Consider the following 15,124-nt stretch of genomic DNA (forward strand, 5'->3'; position numbering starts at 1 on the left):
CCGCTGTAATCCCGCACCCTCTGGGTGATCCATGAAACAAGCCCCTCACAGCCTCCAACGCCATGATTTATATCTGAAATAATATGATCACGACAGCAAAATCAAAGATTTACTTGGGGAATGCGGGATCAGACCGCAACTCGGCACCCCCGTGGGCAGCGTCACGGCACAGAGCCCCAAGAGATTGCCCACCCGCGTATTGCGCAAGGTCAGCAGGTTCTCGGTTACGTAATAGTCGGGATCGGCCAGGAGCCGCGCCTGATCGGGCGGCAGATTGGGGGCCGCTGGCATGAGCACCGCATCATAGCCCGCCACCCGCACATTCCACGCGGCGCGCAACGCCTCGAGCTTGCGCCACCCCGCCACGTAATCCGCGGCACTGATGTCCTTGCCGCTGCGGAACCGCTCGAGAATCGGCGCGAACATCTTGTCCGGCGCTGCCTCGATCACCTCGCGCCAGAGCCCATAGGCCTCGCCCGTGAACAGCACCGGCGAGAGCGGCAGCGCCTCGGCCACCTCGGGCGCCTCGATCTCTTCGATCACCGCGCCCGCCTCTCGCAGCACTTCCAGCGCGAGCGCATGGGCGCGCGCCGGTTCGGGCCGAATATCCTCCATCACCGACGTCCGCAGCACCGCAAACCGCAGCCCCGCCAAGGACGCCCCGCGCAAATCCGCCGCCTTGCCCCCGTCCAGGGCCGCCAGCATCAGCGCGCAATCCTCGACCGAGCGGGCCAGCGGCCCCACCGTGTCGAACCGCAGGCACAGCGGCACGACCCCCTGCAACGAAACCCGCCCCGAAGTGGTCTTGAGCCCGACCAGATCATTCCACGCCGACGGGATGCGCACCGAACCGCCCGTGTCCGACCCGATCCCGCAGGGGGCCAGATCAAAGGCCACGCTCGCGGCCGCCCCCGACGACGATCCCCCCGGCACGGCCTCCGCATTGTTCACGCAGGGCGGCGTTGCCGTCACCGGATTGAGGCCCAGACCGGAAAAGGCCAGTTCGCTCATATGCGTCTTGCCAAGGCAGACCAACCCCGCCGCCGTGCCATTGCGCAAGACTTCGGCATCGCGATCCGGCACCCGGCCTTGCAACAGCGCCGATCCCGCCTCGGTCGCCACGCCTGCGCTGTCAAAGAGGTCTTTCCAGCTGACCGGCACCCCGTCGAGCAGGCCCAGACGCTGCCCCGCCTTGGCCCGCGCCGATGCCGCCGCCGCTTCGGCCCGCGCGCGCTCTTCGGTCACCGCGCTGTAAATGCGGCTCCGCAGCGGATGAGCCTGGATTGCCCCCAGATAGGTCTCACACAGCGCCTCGGGGTCAATCTCGCCACGACCAATGCCGCGCCCCAGATCGCCCGCCGTCATCTTCAGCCAGTCCTGCATCGCGTCCCCCTCTTGCGTTCAAAAACCATTGCTAGCGGCAGAGCGGCGCATGGACAATCCCGCGCGCACGCACATATTGGGCGCATGACACATGACAGCGACCTTCTCATCGTCGGTGGCGGCCTCAACGGCCCCACCCTCGCCCTTGCCGCCGCTCAGGCGGGGCTTTCCAGCACGGTGATCGACGCCCTGCCCGAACCCACCCGCAAGAACGCGGCCTTCGACGGGCGTGCCTATGCCTTGGCCCTCGCCTCGGTGCGGCTCTTGCAGAACCTCGGGATCTGGGACCGCGTGGCCGAACACGCCCAGCCGATGCTGGAAATCAAGGTTTCGGACGGGCGCGCGGGCGAAGGCCCCTCGCCTTTCTTCCTGCATTTCGACCATGCCGAGATCGAAGAAGGCCCGATGGGCCATATGCTCGAAGATCGCTACCTCCGCCGCGCCCTGATCGAGGCCATGGCCGAAGAACCGCGGATCACCCAGGTTTCCAACGACACGGTGACAGCACAAGAAAGCGACGCCACCGGCGTCACCGTCACGCTCGCCTCGGGCAAGACCCTCACGGGCCGCCTTCTCATCGGGGCCGATGGGCGCGCCTCGGGCACCGCCGCGCGCGCGGGCATCCGGCGCACCGGCTGGGGCTATGGCCAGACGGCACTCGTCGCGGCCATCGAACACGAATTGCCGCATCACGGCATCGCGCATCAGTTCTTCATGCCCCCCGGCCCGCTCGCGATCCTGCCGCTGCCCGGCAATGTCAGCTCGATCGTCTGGTCCGAGACCGACGCCACCGCCGCCCGCTTCGCCGCCCTTCCCGACGACGAATTCATGGAGGTTCTGCGCCCGCGCTTTGGCGATTTCCTCGGTGCCATCAAACTGCGCGGCGCGCGCTACACCTATCCGCTCAGCCTGACCGTGGCCAACAGCTTTGTCGCGGACCGCCTTGCGCTGATCGGTGACGCCGCCCACGGCATGCATCCGATTGCCGGACAGGGGCTCAACGCGGGCCTGCGCGATGTCGCCGCGCTGGCACAGGTGATGACCGAGGCCGCGCGCCGGGGCGAGGATATCGCTGCACCCGATGTGCTCGCCCGCTACCAGCAATGGCGGCGGTTCGACACCGCGACGCTCGCCTTGGCCACCGACCTCACCAACCGGCTTTTCTCCAACGACAACCCGCTCCTGCGCGCCGCCCGCGATCTTGGCATGGGCGCGCTCGGCCATATGCCCCGCCTGCGCCGGGGCTTCATCCGCGAGGCGGCGGGGCTGACAGGGGACTTGCCCGAGTTGATGAAGGGGTGAGGGATACACGATCCAATCCTCCGCGACCCGTAGGGTGGGTGACAACCCACCATAACCCCCACGCCGCCGCACATCCCGTAGGGTGGGTGCCAACCCACCACAACCCCACGCCGACGCACATCCCGTAGGGTGGGTGCCAACCCACCACACCCCCACGCCGCCGCACATCCCGTAGGGTGGGTGCCAACCCACCACAACCCCACGCCGACGCACATCCCGTAGGGTGGGTGTCAACCCACCGCCTACCCCCGCTCCAGAAACCTAATCACCGTATCGCCATAACGCCGCTCTTCCAACAGGCGCAGCCCCTCGGGCGGGGTGATTGCGGCACTTTCCTCCCAGACGATCAGCGCCTCGTCAGAAATCCAGCCCCCCGCCAGCGCCGCCGTGAGCGCCTCTTCGCCCAGGCCCTTGCCATAGGGCGGATCGAGAAAGACCAGCTCATGCGCCGCCGTGGGATTATTCCCCGGCCTGCGCGCATCCAGAGGGAACACGCGCGTTTCCTCCTCGGCGCGGCAAAGCCCGATGTTCTGCCGCAAGAGCGACAGCGCCTTGCGCCCGCTCTCGACAAAGCTCACGGCCTCCGCCCCGCGCGACAAGGCCTCCAGCCCCAGCGCGCCGGTGCCCGCGAAAATATCGAGCACCCGCGCCCCCGTCACCGGATCGCCATAGCCCCCGGCCAGCACGTTAAAGAGCGCCTCGCGCACCCGGTCCGACGTGGGCCGCAGATGCGCCGCCACATCGCCCTTGCCGACACTGGCCAGCGCCCGCCCGCGATGCGCCCCGCCGATGATCCTCACCCGAGCAATACCTTGAGATCGGCCCCCGCATCCGCCACCACCGCCGGATCGGCGGATTTCCCGGCATCAATCAACCGCTTGCCCACCATATAGGCGCGCGGATCGTTCATCGCGTCCACCGCCAGCAACTGATCACCCCGGTAGTACCAGAACGACATCGCCGCTCCGCCATCGCGCGTCACGATCCGGTCATAGCCGGTGCTCAGCCCCGTGATCTGCAACTTCACATCGTATTGATCCGACCAGAACCACGGCTTTGGTACATAATCCACGCCACGCCCCAGGATATTGCCCGCCACACAGTCGGCCATGTCGATGGCATTGGGCACGCTCTCCAGCCGCAGGCGCCCCTCGCCATGGGGGAAGGACGCACAATCGCCCGCGGCCCAGATCGCGGGATCGGAGCTGCGCCCCTGCGCATCCACCGCGATTCCATTGTCAATCGCCAGCCCTGCCGCCTCGGCGAGGGCGGTATCCGGCACGATGCCAACGCCAACGATCACCATGTCCACGGCCAACTCCGTCCCGTCCGACAGGCGCGCGCCGCTGACCTGGCCGTCACCCAGCAAACGCTCCAATCCCACGCCCTCGCGAATATCGACGCCGTGCCGGCCATGCAGTGCGCGGAAATAATCCGAGGTCTCCTTGGCCGCCACCCGCTGCAGGATACGCGGCGCCATCTCGACCAGAACCACCTGCATCTCCCGGCTGGCCGCGACCGCCGCCGCCTCGAGCCCGATATAACCGCCGCCCACGATCAGCACGCGCGCGCCGGGGCGAAACCCCGGTGCCATCGCATCGACATCGGCCAGTGTGCGCACCACATGCACACCGCCCAAGTCACCGCCAATCGCCGCAGGCAGGTGGCGGGGGCGCGATCCGGTGGCCAGCACCAGATGCTCATAGCCCAGCCGCTCCGCGCCCATCACCACGCTGCGCGCCGCGCGGTCAATCGCGGTCACACGCACGCCCAACCGCAGGTCAATGCCCGCTTCGGCATAATAGCTCTCGGGCCGCAAATAGAGCCGCTCCAGAGCCATCTCGCCTAGCAGGTATTTCTTGGACAGGGGCGGGCGCTGATAGGGCGGCACCGGCTCTTCGCCGATCAGCGTGATGGGGCCTTCATAGCCCTCGCTCCGCAGCTTCGCCACCAGCGAGGCCCCCGCCTGCCCCGCTCCGATCACCACGACACCCGACATCCCGCTCTCTCCTTCTTTGGCATGGTCACTTGCCTATCACCGGCCTATATCTACTTCCATCCCGAAACCCTCGACAGACAAGGAACGACCATGACCCTTTCTTCCGGCGACAAACTTCCCGACGCGACCCTGCTGAAACTGGGCGACAAGGGCCCCGAAGCGGTCGATCTCAAGAGCCTGACCGCGGGCCGCAAGGTGGTGATCTTTGCCGTGCCAGGGGCGTATACGCCCACCTGTTCATCGGCGCATGTCCCCAGCTTTATCCGCACCAAGGCGCAATTCGACGCGGCGGGCGTCGACGAAATCATCTGCGTTTCGGTCAATGACCCCTTCGTGATGAAGGCCTGGGGCGAGGCCACGGGGGCCACAGAGGCCGGCATCACCATGCTCGCCGACGCCGAAAGCGCCTTCACCAAGGCCATCGGCCTTGATTTCGATGCGCCGCCCGCGGGCCTGCTCGCGCGCTCCAAGCGCTATGCGATGGCGGTCGAGGATGGCACCGTCACCGTGCTGCATGTCGAGGAAAGCCCCGGCACCTGCGAAGCGACAGCCGGCGAATCGCTGCTCGCGGCGCTCTGAACCGGACCAGAGGTGCGAGGGGCCAGCCCCTCGCGCTCCCCGGAGTATTTGCACCATAAAGAAACCTCACACCCCCGGTGGTGTCAGGATGTGACGCAAGAGCGCCAAGGGATGCGCCCGCAGACTGAGGCGCAGGGCGGTGTAATCCTCCACCACCTCCTCGCCCAGCGTCATCGCGGGCAGATGCGCGGCAGGCTCGACAATCCCCTCGCCGTCAATATCCCGCGCAAAGAGCGGCAAGGGCTGCTCACCCCCGATTGCCCGCGCCTGCCAGAGCGCCTCGCGCCGCGTAAGACCAAGCGCCGCAAACACATCCGCCTCAGCCAGACGGGTCAGTGCCGCGGGCGCCACCCCCGCCCGCCGCCAGACATCTTCGGGGCCCACATAGCCATTGCCCCGTGCCGCCGCGATCCAGTCGGCCTCGTCCTGCGCCACGCCCTTGATCTGGCGAAACCCGAGGCGCAGCGCCAACCGCCCCCGGCTGTCCGGCTCGATGGTATTGTCCCAATACGAGGCGTTGATGCAGACCGGGCGCACGGTGACACCATGTTCGCGCGCATCGCGCACGATCTGCGCCGGGGCATAGAACCCCATCGGCTGGGAATTGAGCAGCGCACAGGCAAAGATCGCCGGGTGATGGCATTTGAGCCAGGCGCTCGCATAGACCAGATGCGCGAAACTGGCGGCATGGCTCTCGGGAAAGCCATAGCTGCCAAAGCCCTCGATCTGGGAAAAACAGCGCTCGGCGAAATCATTGTCATACCCGTTGGCCTGCATGCCCTTCAGAAACCGCGCGCGAAACTCAGAGACATTGCCATGTTTCTTGAAGGTGGCGAGCGACCGGCGCAAACGGTCCGCCTCTTCGGGCGTGAACCCCGCGCCGATGATGGCAATCTGCATCGCCTGTTCCTGAAAGAGCGGCACGCCCAGCGTCTTGCCCAGCACCCGCCCCAGTTCATCCGACGGGAAACTCACCGCCTCTTCGCCATTCCGCCGGCGGATGAAGGGATGCACCATATCGCCCTGAATGGGACCGGGGCGAATGATCGCCACCTGTATCACCAGATCGTAAAAGCAGCGCGGGCGCATGCGCGGCAGAAAGTTCATCTGCGCCCGGCTCTCGACCTGAAAGACACCCAGACTGTCGGCACGGCTCAGCATGTCGTAGACTTGGGCGTCCTCGGGCGGCAGCGTGGCCAGGCTATAGGCCTGCCCGCGATGCTGCACCAAGAGGTCAAAGGCCTTGCGGATACAGGTCAGCATCCCCAGCGCCAGCACATCGACCTTGAGAATCCCCAGCGTGTCGATGTCATCCTTGTCCCAGCAAATGACCGTGCGTCCCTCCATGCTGGCATTCTCGATGGGCACCAGCTCATCCAGCCGTCCCTCGGTGATGACGAACCCGCCGACATGCTGGCTCAGATGCCGGGGAAAACCGATGATCTCGCGGATCAGCGCCAGCGTCCGCGCCAGACGCGGATCGCGCGGATCAAGCCCGATCTCGGCCAGGCGCGCAGGCTCCAGCGCCCCCTCGCCGCCATGCCCCCATATCTGCGAGGTCATGGCCCCCAGCAAATCCTCCGACAGCCCCATGGCGCGGCCCACCTCGCGGATGGCGCGCTTGGTGCGGTAATGGATCACCGTGGCGCAGAGCCCCGCGCGATGCCGCCCATAGCGCTCATAGATCCACTGGATCACCTCCTCGCGGCGCTCATGCTCGAAATCCACGTCGATATCGGGCGGCTCGTCGCGCGCCTCGGAGACAAAGCGCTCGAACACCATCGTGCCGATCTCGGGGCTGACAGAGGTGACACCAAGACAGTAGCACACCACCGAATTGGCCGCCGATCCGCGCCCCTGACACAGGATCCCGCGCGACCGGGCAAAATCCACCACGTCATGCACGGTCAGGAAATAGGGCTCGTAGCGCAGCTTGGCGATCAACGCCAATTCATGCTCCATCATGCCACGCACCCGCGCGGGCGCACCGCCCGGATAACGCCAGTCCAGCCCCGCCTCGGCCAGACGCCGCAGCCTCTGGGTTGGGGTCTCGTTCTCGGCAACCTCGCTGGGGTATTCATACCGCAGCTCTTCCAGCGAAAATCTCAGCCGCGCGGCCAGCGCCGCCGCGCGGTCAATCGCCCCTTCATGCCCCGCGAAAAGACGGCGCATTTCCGTCTCTGACCGCAGGCGCTGTTCGGCATTGCGCAGCGCATGACGACCCAACCGGTCCACCGTCACCCCCAGCCGGATCGCGCTCAGCACATCGGCCAGACGGCGGCGATGCCCGCGATGCAGGATCGGTGCTGCCGCCGCCACCGTCGGCAGGCCCAGCCGCGCCGCCTGCCCCGCCAGCCGCGCGAACCGTGCCGGATCACGCCCGTCATAGCGCGGGCTGAGCAAGAGCGCGACAGAGCCCCCCCAGCGCTGCGCCAATTGCCCAGCCTGCGCCTGCCACGCGCGCCCGGGGCCGGGATGCAGCAAGAGATAGAGCCCCGCCGCCCCCGCCAATACATCCGCCAGCCCCAGATCACAGGTCCCCTTGACCGCCCGCTGCCGCCCCAGGCTGATGAGACGGCAAAGGCTGGCCCAGCCGCCACGATCCATCGGCAGGGCGGTGATCTCGATCCCTTCGCGCAGCACCAGCCGCGCGGCGGGAACAAGACGCGGGCAATTGGCCCAATCGGGCGGCGCAGGCTCCGGCGCGGGCGGCCCGATGGGCCCCTGCCGCGCCTCCAGCGCCTGCCGCGCCGCCACCTCGCGGGCAATCTCGCGCGCCGCCGCATGGGCGCGCACGATCCCCGCCACCGAATTCACATCGGCAATCGCCACGCCCGAGAGGCCCAGCGCCGCGGCATGACGGATATATTCCTCGGGATGCGACGCCCCGGTGAGAAAGGTGAAATTCGACGTGGCAGAAAGCTCGGCAAAGGGCATGGCAGCACTGATTCCCAGACCCGCCCAGTATGTTCACTTTTTGTTCTTTTTTCCACCCTGCGTTTGCGCGCGCTCAGCGGCGCGTGCGCATGCAAGGCCCCCCTTGCAAACACTCCAGCGCCTTGTCCAGCATGGCAGGTGTCGGATCGGGATGGCTCATACCGCCGCAGGGGTCCACCGTCAGCACATAGCCGCCGTCCCGCCGCTCCAGAAACCCCAGATACTCCGCCCCCGGCACCGCCGAGGCACACCACGGGCCAAAACATTGCACGTCGAGCGTGATGGCGCGGTCGAACGCCTGATCGAACCCACCCTTTGTCAGCGCCTGCCCCGTCAGCCGCGCCGGGATCAGCGTATGCGCGGGCTTTTGCTGCGGGATCATATCGGTGCCGGGCAGACGCGCCGGATCAAACGTCAGCCGCCCCTGCACCACGATATAGGTCTCCTCCGCCTCTGCCGCGCGCCGATAGGTCTCGGCCACATCCGGTGGCAGGCAACTCAAGGCGAGGGCCGGTCCTCCCAGCGCACATCCCAGCGCCAGAACCGCCGCCCGGATCACAGCAAGGCCCCGAATTCATCCAGCACGCGCGAATAAACCGCCCGTTTGAAGGGGACAATATTGGCCTCGAGATCATGGGGCGGCAACCAGCGCCATTCCGAGAATTCCGGGTGATCGGTGGCGATGTTCACATCCCCGTCGCGGCCCAGAAACCGCATCAGCACCCATTTCTGCTCCTGCCCCCGATACCGCCCCTTCCAGATGCGCGGCACCATCTCATGCGGCAGATCATAGGTCAGCCAGCCCGGCGTTTCCGCCTCGATGCGCACCTTGTCAGAGGTCACGCCGGTTTCCTCCCAGAGCTCGCGCAGCGCGGCTTCGGTCACGCTCTCGCCCTTGTCGATGCCCCCCTGCGGCATCTGCCAGGCCGGCGCGTCATTGTCGATCCGCTGCCCGACAAAAACATGGCCCTCCGCATTGACCAGCATCACCCCTACACAGCGGCGATAGGGCAGTTTTACAATCTCTTCCGGCGTCATCATCAGGTCTTTCAGCTAGGGTCACGGGCAGAGTGCGGCGAGACGCCAGAGGCGTCAAGACCGCAACAGATCATTTGACTTTTCCCGTGGCTCACCCAGTGTGGGTCACATAACAACGCCAACAGAGAGACCCGAACATGACTGAAAAACCCGTGCTATACGGCTTTGATGCCTCGACCTATGTGCGCACCGTGCGCATGGTTCTGGCGGACAAGGGCATCGCCTATGATCAGGTGCCGGTGAATGTGCTGGCGGGCGAGACCCGCACGCCCGAACATCTGGCCCGCCATCCCTTCGGCAAGGTGCCGGTGCTCGACATCGACGGGCTGCGCATCCGCGAGACCGACGCCATCTGCCGCTATCTCGAGGACATTGCGCCAGAGCCTGCGCTCTCTCCCGCCGATGCCAAGGGCCGCGCCCGCATGAACGAGGCCATCGGCCTCATCGACAGCTACGGCTATGGGGCGCTTGTCGGGGTTGCGGGCTATCACCTCTTTCCCGACCTGATCGGCGGGCAGAACGAAGACGCGCGCAAGGCGGCGCTCGAAGCCTCGGCAACGCTGCTGACGCTGCTCATGGAAAATCGCAACGGTGCCAAATGGCTGGCCGGGGACAGCCCCACGCTCGCGGATTACTTCCTCGCGCCGATCATGTTCTATGTCTCGCTCACACCCGATGCCGATCAGGTGCTCTCCACCCCCGGCGTGGCCGACTGGTGGGAGGCGATGAAGGCGCATGACACCTTCGCCAAGACCGAGCCCGATCTGGGCTGAGGGGATTTGCAGTCGAGCGCGCGCGGGGAAATGGCGATTGCGGGCATCTGGCCCGGTTACACCTCGCGCGCGCCCACCATGCCCATGATCTCGTAGGTCTGGCGCAGGATCGGCGCGGCAATGGCACGGGCACGGGCCGCACCATCCGCCAAGATCCGGTCAATCTCGGACAGATCCTGCATCAGCCGCGCCATTTCGGTCGAAATCGGGGCGATGCGGTCCACCGCCAGATCGGCCAGCATCGGCTTGAACTCGGAAAACGGCCTGCCGCCCACGTCCGCCATCACCTGATCCACCGACATATCGGCCAGCGCCGCATAGATATTCACCAGATTGCGCGCCTCTGGCCGCCCTTCCAGCCCGGCAACCTCCGAGGGCAACGGCTCGGGGTCGGTCTTGGCCTTTCGGATCTTCTTGGCGATGGTATCGGCATCATCGGTCAGGTTGATACGGCTCATGTCCGAGGGATCGGATTTCGACATCTTGCTCGAGCCGTCGCGCAGCGACATCACCCGCGTCGCCGCCCCTTCGATCACCGGTTCGGGGATCGGGAAGAACTCCACGCCGTAATCGTGGTTGAACTTGATCGCAATGTCGCGCGTCAATTCCAGATGCTGCTTCTGATCCTCGCCCACCGGCACATGCGTCGCGTGATAGGTCAGAATATCGGCGGCCATCAGCGCCGGATAGGCGAAAAGACCAAGCGAGGCGTTCTGCGCATTCTTGCCCGCCTTGTCCTTGAATTGCGTCATCCGCTGCATCCAGCCCATGCGCGCCACGCAGTTGAACACCCACGCCATCTGCGTGTGCTCCGCCACCTGAGACTGGTTGAACAGGATCGAGCGCGCCGGATCGAGGCCAGAGGCAATGAACCCCGCCGCCAGCTCCCGTGTGGCACGGGCCAGATCGGCCGGATCCTGCCAGACCGTGATCGCATGCAGGTCCACCATGCAATAGAGCGTCTGGATCCCCTTGTTCTGCGCTTCGGCAAACCGCTTCAACGCGCCCAGGTAATTGCCCAGGTGCAAGTTGCCCGAAGGCTGGATTCCCGAAAACACGCGGGGGGTAAAGGCCGCCTCGGTCATGGCACAACTCCGTGGTGGATTTCTCTGCCCGCCTCGCTTACCCATGCGCCAAAGCCCCGTCAAGGAGAGGTGCCATGTCCGAGCAGAGACCACCCGCCCCCGTCAACCCCCTGCCGCCCTTCCTCATTGCCCTCTTTCTGGTGCTGATCGGGATAGAGGCCGCCTTTACCCTTGGCGCGCGCGGGTTCATTGGCGGTCCCGATGCGGTGGGCTGGCGGTCGGCGGCGATTCAGGATTACGGGTTCAACGGGGAAATCCTGCGCTGGATGCTGGAACACGGCACCTATCCGGTCGAGCACCTGCGCCGCCTGCTCAGCTACGCCTTTGTCCACGGCAGCTTTACCCACGCGCTTTTTGCCGGGGTGCTGCTTCTGGCCATGGGCAAATTCGTCTCGGATGTCTTTCGCCACTGGGCGGTTCTGGTTCTGTTTCTGGTCAGCACGGTTGCGGGCGCGGCGATCTTTGGCCTCGTGGCCCCCGGCGGGACGTGGCTCATCGGGGCCTTTCCCGGCGTTTACGGCCTGATTGGCGGCTTTACCTATATCATGTGGCTCAGGCTGGGGCAGCTGGGCAGCAATCAGACCCGCGCCTTCACCCTCATCGGCGTGCTGATGGGGCTGCAACTGGTGTTTGGGCTTTTGTTTGGCGGCAATGCCACCTGGATCGCCGATGTCAGCGGCTTTGCCACAGGCTTTCTCGCCTCTTTCGTGCTCAGCCCTGGCGGCTGGTCGCGCCTGCGGGCCAAGCTGCGCCACGATTGAGCAGACGACCACCCGCGCGGCGCCCGACCGCGGGAGGGCGCTGCAACAGACGTGATTGGCAGTTTATGCCTGCCAAATCTTCCGCGTTTTCAATGAAACGAGCCGTTGCAAAGGCGCCCGCCCGGGGGGCGGTCGGGCGCCGCGCGGCGGTGCCTGCGGCACCTTGAGTCCGCGCAAAAAGACGCCGCCCTACCGCCTCAACCGGCCCCGGATTTCCTGCATTCGAAACGCCCCCAGCCCTTGCCCGAACAGCCCATAGGCCAGCGTGCCGACGCCAATCAGCAGCAAGAGCGCCAGCCACCGCACGCCCCCCATGCCGAAAAGCGGCCCAAGCAAAACCCCCGCCCCCCAGAGCACGGCCCCCATCAGCACCGAGGCCAGACAGATCCGCCACAACCGGCGCTGAAACTGCGCGTCGAACCGCGCCACCTCGCCAAACTGCCGCGCCCCACGCGACAGTTGCACGACCATGACCCAAGCGGCCAGCGTCGTGGCAATCGCGGCGGCGATCCAGCCAATGACCATCGCCAATCCCACGGCCAGGACCGCATTGACCAGCATCGCCCAGACCGCATAGCGGAACGGGCTGCGCGTATCCTCGCGCGCGAAAAACACCGGTTGCAGGATCTTCTGCAACACGAACGCCGGCAGGCCCAATCCATAGATCGCCACCGCAAGCGCTGTCGCCGCACTGTCATCCGCCCCGAACGCCCCGCGCTCGAACAGCACCGACACAAGCTGAACAGGGATCACGATCAACGCCACGGCACAGGGAATGGTCAGCGCCAATGCGATCTCGCCCGCGCGCGACAACGCCACGCGCGCCCCCACGTCATCCTGCGCCTTCAGCCGCCGCGACAGATCCGGCAAGAGCACGATGCCCACCGCGATCCCCACGACCCCCAAGGGCAATTGATAGAGCCGGTCAGCGGAATAGAGCCAGCTCACCGCCTTTTCGGTGTTCGAGGCGACCAATTGGCCGACCACGAGGTTGATCTGCACCACCCCGCCCGCCAGCGCCGCCGGAACCGCGATGCGCACCAGTTGCGCCATCTCCGGCGTCCAGCGGGGCCGCACCAGCGGCAAACGCAAACCCGCGCGCCGCGATGCGTGCCACACGAGCGCCAGTTGCGCGACACCGGCCACCGGAATCGTCCAGACCAGCGCCTGCGCCACCGCCCCGCCCGCGACCGCCGCATAACTCATCGTGCCGATCAGAAACAGGTTCAGCAGCACCGGCGCGGCGGCGGCGGCTGCAAAATGCCCCGCCGCGTTCAGCATCCCGGAAAACAGCGCCGCCAGAGAGATGAAAAAGATATAGGGAAACACGATCCGCCCGAACTCGACCGTCAGATCGAAGCGCGCATCGCCCACGAACCCCTCCGCCGTGGCCCAGACCAGCGCGGGCATGAACACCATGCAGAGGCCCGTCAGCACCAACAGGACAAGGCTCAGCCCCGAACAGGCCAGCGCGGCAAAACCCAAGGGGTTATCCCCCGCCTCCAGCCGCTTGGAAAACATCGGCACAAAGGCCGCGTTGAATGCCCCTTCGGCAAAGAAGCGGCGGAACATGTTGGGCAGGCGAAAGGCGGCGACAAAGGCATCCATCACCGCGCCGGGGCCGATATAGCTGGCGATCATCACATCGCGCACAAACCCCAAAAGACGGCTGAGCAAGGTCCAGCCGCCAACGGTGAGAATACCAGAGAGAAGGCGGACGGGTTTCATGCTTGGACTTTCGCCGGGATCAAGGCCGAGGAGTAGACCATCCGCTCGCCGGGGAAAAGAGGGCGCAAACGGCGACCATTTTCGCGACCTCACGCAAATTTCGCTACCCACCCCCGCGACGACACGACAAGGTAGCGCCAGAGGGCAGAAGCCCGCCCCGCCCAAGCAGGCAGAAAGAGACCCAAGATGACCACCAATATCCGCCAATGGCTTCAGGACAGACCCGAGATCGAATCCGTCTTTGCCTGCGTTTGCGATCTCAACGGCGCGATGCGCGGCAAACGCCTGCCCATCGAAAAGGCCAAGGCGATCATGGATGACGGCCTGCGCCTGCCGCTCTCGGTGCTCAGCGTCGACATCTGGGGCGAAGACATCGAGAACAACGAACTGGTGTTCGAGACCGGCGACTCGGACGGGATCTGCGAACATACCGGGCGCCCCATCGTCATGGTGAACTGGACCAGCCGGCCTTCGGCACTGGTGATGTTCTGGATGCACACCGAAGATGGCACGCCCTTTCCCGGCGATCCGCGCCATGCGCTCTCCAATATCGTGCAGCGCTACAAGGCGCGCGGCCTCACCCCCGTCGTGGCCACGGAACTCGAATTCTATCTCTTCGACCCGCGCGAGGCGCGGCCGCTCCCGCCCTGCTCGCCCGTCACCGGCAAGCGGCTCGATTCCGACGGCGCGCTCTCGCTCGACGAGCTCGAACATTTCGACGAATTCCTCAACGATGTCTACGACGCCTGCCACGAACAGGGCATCCCCGCCGATGCCGCCATTTCAGAAAACGGCGCGGGCCAGTTCGAGATCAACATGGTCCATGTCGCCGACCCGCTACAGGCCGCCGATGATGCCGTCCTCTTCAAACGCCTCGTGCGCGGTATCGCGCGCAAACACGGCATGGCCGCCACCTTCATGGCCAAGCCTTATGGCGACCGCTCGGGCAGCGGGTTTCACGTGCATTTCAGCCTTATAGATGAAAACGGCGTCAACCTCTTCGACAATGGCGGCGACAGCGGCACGCCGCTCTTGCTCAATGCCGTCGCTGGCCTGCTGGAAACGATGCACGAAAACACGCTCACCTTCGCGCCCCACCAGAATTCCTATCGCCGCCTCCTGCCCGGCACCCATGCGCCTACCGGCATTTCCTGGGGCTATGAGAACCGCACCGCCGCGATCCGCATTCCCGGCGGCAGCCCCAAGGCGCGGCGCATCGAGCACCGCGTCGCGGGCGCAGACGCCAACCCTTACCTCGTGCTGGGCAGTATCCTCGGCGGCGCGCTCATCGGGATCGAACAGGGGCTCACCCCCTACCCGCCCATCGACGGCGACGCCTATAACCAGAAACTCGACAATCTGCCGCTCGACTGGGCAACCGCGATTCAGGCCTTCCGCCGGGGCCGGCATGTGCAGGACATCTTTTCAAAGCGGCTCCAGACCATGCTGGTGGAATGCAAGATGCAGGAACTCAAGCGCTTCACCCGCTACGTGACCGACTTCGAATATGACGCCTATCTCGAAAGCGTGTGACGGCCG

General features: G+C 65.8%; 13 protein-coding genes. 5 read left to right on the top strand and 8 right to left on the bottom strand.

Annotated features, from left to right (window positions below):
- Nucleotides 1-87: 87 nt before the first annotated feature.
- Nucleotides 88-1,383 carry an amidase family protein gene (locus MVC20_RS05240; protein ID WP_297539156.1) on the bottom strand — a complete coding sequence of 432 codons (1,296 nt, stop codon included), beginning with the start codon at nucleotides 1,381-1,383 and terminating at the stop codon, nucleotides 88-90.
- 84 nt (nucleotides 1,384-1,467) lie between these two features.
- Here MVC20_RS05240 and MVC20_RS05245 point away from each other — a divergent pair, with 84 nt between their 5' ends.
- On the top strand, nucleotides 1,468-2,685 hold the full coding sequence (locus MVC20_RS05245; RefSeq protein WP_297539158.1) for an FAD-dependent monooxygenase: 1,218 nt from the start codon (nucleotides 1,468-1,470) through the stop codon (nucleotides 2,683-2,685).
- Between the two features lie 242 nt (nucleotides 2,686-2,927).
- Here MVC20_RS05245 and rsmD read toward each other — a convergent pair whose 3' ends face one another.
- Together rsmD and MVC20_RS05255 are read right to left on the bottom strand one after the other, a co-directional pair.
- The gene (gene rsmD / locus MVC20_RS05250) at nucleotides 2,928-3,485 is read right to left on the bottom strand and encodes a 16S rRNA (guanine(966)-N(2))-methyltransferase RsmD (RefSeq protein WP_297539160.1); all 558 of its coding nucleotides are present in this window, start codon (nucleotides 3,483-3,485) and stop codon (nucleotides 2,928-2,930) included.
- On the bottom strand, nucleotides 3,482-4,684 hold the full coding sequence (locus MVC20_RS05255; protein WP_297539162.1) for an FAD-dependent oxidoreductase: 1,203 nt from the start codon (nucleotides 4,682-4,684) through the stop codon (nucleotides 3,482-3,484). The genes rsmD and MVC20_RS05255 overlap by 4 nt, the downstream gene beginning before the upstream one ends.
- Nucleotides 4,685-4,774: 90 nt before the next feature.
- Between MVC20_RS05255 and MVC20_RS05260 the strand changes: the two genes are divergently transcribed.
- Nucleotides 4,775-5,263 carry a peroxiredoxin gene (locus tag MVC20_RS05260; RefSeq protein WP_297539164.1) on the top strand — a complete coding sequence of 163 codons (489 nt, stop codon included), beginning with the start codon at nucleotides 4,775-4,777 and terminating at the stop codon, nucleotides 5,261-5,263.
- Between the two features lie 66 nt (nucleotides 5,264-5,329).
- Here the strand turns inward: MVC20_RS05260 and MVC20_RS05265 are convergent, their stop codons facing one another.
- The 3 genes from MVC20_RS05265 to MVC20_RS05275 form a co-directional block, all read right to left on the bottom strand.
- A complete protein-coding gene (locus MVC20_RS05265; protein ID WP_297539166.1) occupies nucleotides 5,330-8,200 on the bottom strand; it encodes an error-prone DNA polymerase in 2,871 nt (956 codons plus the stop codon).
- A 73-nt stretch (nucleotides 8,201-8,273) separates the two neighbouring features.
- A complete protein-coding gene (locus MVC20_RS05270) occupies nucleotides 8,274-8,759 on the bottom strand; it encodes a hypothetical protein (RefSeq protein ID WP_297539168.1) in 486 nt (161 codons plus the stop codon).
- Nucleotides 8,756-9,238 carry an RNA pyrophosphohydrolase gene (locus tag MVC20_RS05275; protein WP_297539170.1) on the bottom strand — a complete coding sequence of 161 codons (483 nt, stop codon included), beginning with the start codon at nucleotides 9,236-9,238 and terminating at the stop codon, nucleotides 8,756-8,758. The genes MVC20_RS05270 and MVC20_RS05275 overlap by 4 nt, the downstream gene beginning before the upstream one ends.
- 137 nt (nucleotides 9,239-9,375) lie before the next feature.
- On the opposite strand from MVC20_RS05275, the gene MVC20_RS05280 reads away from it, so the two are divergent.
- A complete protein-coding gene (locus MVC20_RS05280) occupies nucleotides 9,376-10,011 on the top strand; it encodes a glutathione S-transferase family protein (RefSeq protein WP_297539172.1) in 636 nt (211 codons plus the stop codon).
- A 56-nt stretch (nucleotides 10,012-10,067) separates the two neighbouring features.
- Here the strand turns inward: MVC20_RS05280 and trpS are convergent, their stop codons facing one another.
- Nucleotides 10,068-11,096, bottom strand: coding sequence for a tryptophan--tRNA ligase (gene trpS, locus MVC20_RS05285; protein WP_297539174.1), 1,029 nt, complete (start codon nucleotides 11,094-11,096; stop codon nucleotides 10,068-10,070).
- Between the two features lie 74 nt (nucleotides 11,097-11,170).
- Here trpS and MVC20_RS05290 point away from each other — a divergent pair, with 74 nt between their 5' ends.
- Entirely contained in the window at nucleotides 11,171-11,857 is a 687-nt protein-coding gene (locus tag MVC20_RS05290) for a rhomboid family intramembrane serine protease (protein ID WP_297539176.1), read from the top strand.
- Between the two features lie 189 nt (nucleotides 11,858-12,046).
- Here the strand turns inward: MVC20_RS05290 and murJ are convergent, their stop codons facing one another.
- A complete protein-coding gene (gene murJ, locus MVC20_RS05295) occupies nucleotides 12,047-13,585 on the bottom strand; it encodes a murein biosynthesis integral membrane protein MurJ (RefSeq protein WP_297539178.1) in 1,539 nt (512 codons plus the stop codon).
- A gap of 186 nt (nucleotides 13,586-13,771) precedes the next feature.
- Between murJ and MVC20_RS05300 the strand changes: the two genes are divergently transcribed.
- Complete coding sequence (locus MVC20_RS05300) at nucleotides 13,772-15,118, top strand: glutamine synthetase family protein (protein WP_297539180.1); 1,347 nt, start codon at nucleotides 13,772-13,774, stop codon at nucleotides 15,116-15,118.
- Nucleotides 15,119-15,124 lie beyond the last annotated feature (6 nt).

Origin of the sequence: Roseovarius sp., from assembly GCF_027019125.1 — a bacterium.
Classification (GTDB): Bacteria; Pseudomonadota; Alphaproteobacteria; order Rhodobacterales; family Rhodobacteraceae; genus Roseovarius.

What these genes read in the sequence shown, in the direction of transcription:
- MVC20_RS05260 (WP_297539164.1), top strand. Translation starts at nt 4,775, where the DNA reads ATGACCCTTTCTTCCGGCGACAAACTTCCCGACGCGACCCTGCTGAAA.
- MVC20_RS05255 (WP_297539162.1), bottom strand. Translation starts at nt 4,684, where the DNA reads ATGTCGGGTGTCGTGGTGATCGGAGCGGGGCAGGCGGGGGCCTCGCTG.
- trpS (WP_297539174.1), bottom strand. Translation starts at nt 11,096, where the DNA reads ATGACCGAGGCGGCCTTTACCCCCCGCGTGTTTTCGGGAATCCAGCCT.
- MVC20_RS05245 (WP_297539158.1), top strand. Translation starts at nt 1,468, where the DNA reads ATGACACATGACAGCGACCTTCTCATCGTCGGTGGCGGCCTCAACGGC.
- MVC20_RS05240 (WP_297539156.1), bottom strand. Translation starts at nt 1,383, where the DNA reads ATGCAGGACTGGCTGAAGATGACGGCGGGCGATCTGGGGCGCGGCATT.
- MVC20_RS05280 (WP_297539172.1), top strand. Translation starts at nt 9,376, where the DNA reads ATGACTGAAAAACCCGTGCTATACGGCTTTGATGCCTCGACCTATGTG.
- MVC20_RS05300 (WP_297539180.1), top strand. Translation starts at nt 13,772, where the DNA reads ATGACCACCAATATCCGCCAATGGCTTCAGGACAGACCCGAGATCGAA.
- MVC20_RS05275 (WP_297539170.1), bottom strand. Translation starts at nt 9,238, where the DNA reads ATGACGCCGGAAGAGATTGTAAAACTGCCCTATCGCCGCTGTGTAGGG.
- murJ (WP_297539178.1), bottom strand. Translation starts at nt 13,585, where the DNA reads ATGAAACCCGTCCGCCTTCTCTCTGGTATTCTCACCGTTGGCGGCTGG.
- MVC20_RS05290 (WP_297539176.1), top strand. Translation starts at nt 11,171, where the DNA reads ATGTCCGAGCAGAGACCACCCGCCCCCGTCAACCCCCTGCCGCCCTTC.
- MVC20_RS05265 (WP_297539166.1), bottom strand. Translation starts at nt 8,200, where the DNA reads ATGCCCTTTGCCGAGCTTTCTGCCACGTCGAATTTCACCTTTCTCACC.